This window comes from Clostridium frigidicarnis (assembly GCF_900111985.1).
In the GTDB taxonomy this organism is placed as follows: Bacteria; Bacillota; Clostridia; order Clostridiales; family Clostridiaceae; genus Clostridium_Z; species Clostridium_Z frigidicarnis.
In genome coordinates this window covers 1-2,261 of record NZ_FOKI01000094.1, presented here as the reverse complement: position 1 = coordinate 2,261, position 2,261 = coordinate 1, and the positions used below count along the sequence as shown (strand labels likewise).

The 2,261-nt window shown below is 26.0% G+C and carries 2 protein-coding genes and 1 tRNA gene; all 3 read left to right on the top strand.

Annotated elements, in window-relative coordinates; all coding sequences use genetic code 11:
• The first annotated feature begins 17 nt into the window (after positions 1 to 17).
• Positions 18 to 93 (top strand) — tRNA-Lys (locus BM119_RS19405).
• Between the two features lie 912 nt (positions 94 to 1,005).
• Positions 1,006 to 1,359: a transposase gene (locus tag BM119_RS19400; protein ID WP_090043342.1), complete on the top strand. Its 354-nt coding sequence runs from the start codon at positions 1,006 to 1,008 to the stop codon at positions 1,357 to 1,359.
• A 226-nt stretch (positions 1,360 to 1,585) separates the two neighbouring features.
• The gene (locus BM119_RS19395; RefSeq protein WP_090043341.1) at positions 1,586 to 1,933 is read left to right on the top strand and encodes a transposase; all 348 of its coding nucleotides are present in this window, start codon (positions 1,586 to 1,588) and stop codon (positions 1,931 to 1,933) included.
• The last annotated feature ends 328 nt before the right edge of the window (positions 1,934 to 2,261 follow it).

Genomic DNA, 2,261 nt, shown 5'->3' with positions numbered 1-2,261 from the left:
GTTGCCAGGTTATTTATGGTTCACTAGCTCAGTCGGTAGAGCACATGACTTTTAATCATGGTGTCCGGGGTTCGATCCCCCGGTGAGCCACCAAAGCCGTTTAGAGTTAATCTAAACGGCCTTTTTTATTGAAAATAACCGTTATCAACACAAAACACTTGTAAACTTTTTGTTTTACGAGTGTTTTGTGTTATATTAAGTTACTTATAGATTGAAGTAAAGGTAATGAACTTACTTAGAAGGAATGATTTTAAAATTGATAAGCTTAACTGCTTACAAATTAAAAGTTAGAAGTAAAGCAAGTTAGAGTTGAAAAATTTAATTTATATAATAATTATTACTTAAAATATTCTAATAATAGTACAATGTGAAATATAACAAGTCTAGATTAATTTAGCTAATATTCAGATGCAGGAAAGAACACCAACTAAATGAATATTAATTGTATAAGTATTAAAGAAGATTTTTGATTTAAATAATAAACCAGTTATAAAAAGTCAATAGTTTTATGAAAAATTATTATTAAAAAAAGGTATACTTAATAAACCACAATTTTATAACGAAATATAGACAAAATTAAATGCTTTAATGTTCATTAAATTACTTGTTGTAGAGATTTTAGTTTATAAAGTTTATTATGTGTACTATTAAAATCACTAGACTGCCATAGCCATCAAACTAAGAAACTAAGAAACCGAAGATTTGTTTTGTGGTATAATTTCTAGGATATTTGAAATAAGAAAGGATGCAAGGTTAAAAGTGATAATACAAAGGAAAATTTTTCAATAGACTTTTTAGATGTGATTAGTAAACAAACTGGACTAGTAAAAAGAAAAAGTAAAATTACAGCTGAAACATTTTTATCACTTAATATTTTTTCTAGCAGTGACTTATGTGAAAAATCACTAGCAACAGTATTGTACAAGATCAAATTATCAGTTCAATATAGAAGTCTCCCCACAAGCACTAAATAAAAGGTTTAGCGAATGTTCAGTAAACTTTATAATGATAAAACAAAATAATATACTTAATAAACAAAGTAACAAATTACACTTTAATAGAATTCTTATAAATGATGCTACTAGCTATGGATTACCCTTGAAATTTTATGATAAATTTAAGGGTTCAGGAGGTTCAAGATCAAAAGCTGCAATAAAAATACAATTGCAATATGATTTATTATCAGGAAGTTTTTTATGTTGTGATATTGATAATGGAACATCAAGTGATGGTAAATACGTTGAGACTATGGACAAGCATACTAAAGGTGGATATATTAGATTAGCTGATTTAGGATATTATAAAGTAGACCATCTAAAAAAATACATGATAAGAAGGTATTTTTTATATCAAAATTAAAGAGTACCTCAGTAGTATATAAAAAGAACTCATCTCCTAAAATAAAGTCAAATGGAGAAATATTAAAATCAACTGAGTATATAAAAATAGACATCTTTGAGATCATCAAACCATTAGTAGATGGTGAAACAATTGAACTCAAAAATGCCTACATCGATTCCAAAAAGGAACTAAAAATCAGATTAATTATAACTAAATTATCTGAAAAAACAAGGGAAAAAGAGAAATTAAACATTTAAAAGTTGTAAATAGAGGTCGAAGAACTAGAAATGATAAGAGTGTAGCTTGGAATGGGGTAAATGTTTATATAACTAATGTGCCAGAGAAAATATTATCTACTGAAGAAATATATGATATTTATACCTTAAGATGGCAAGTGGAAAGAATGTTTAAAATATGGAAATCAAATTTCAATATTGATAATGTAAAGCCAGTAAAGCTAGAAGGATTCAAGTATTTTTTATATGGAAAATTAATTTCATTAATTTTTTCTTCTATAATAGTTTTTACATCTAAAGATATTATCTATGAAGAAGACTCCAAGGAAATAAGTGAACTAAAGGCTTTCTATTAAGGTACAGAGTTTTTTAACATATTACGGGCTGAAATTTTCAAAGGTGAATTAGCAATTTTAAAATTGCTTAAAACAATAATTAATACAATTCAAAGGTTGGGAATAAAATCAAAAAAAGGTAAGAAAAGTGTTAATGAAATAGTAGAATATTTAAAAATATCACAAAATTGCTTGGAAGATATGGTTGTTTAATACAATTTAAATAGTGAAATTATACCCAATAATAGTTGTCTTCTATAATGGTGCAAAAACACTTCAATAATTTTACAATTAAATAGAATAAAAAACATTTACGCAAAATACTTGTTATAATTAAGTCACTACACAA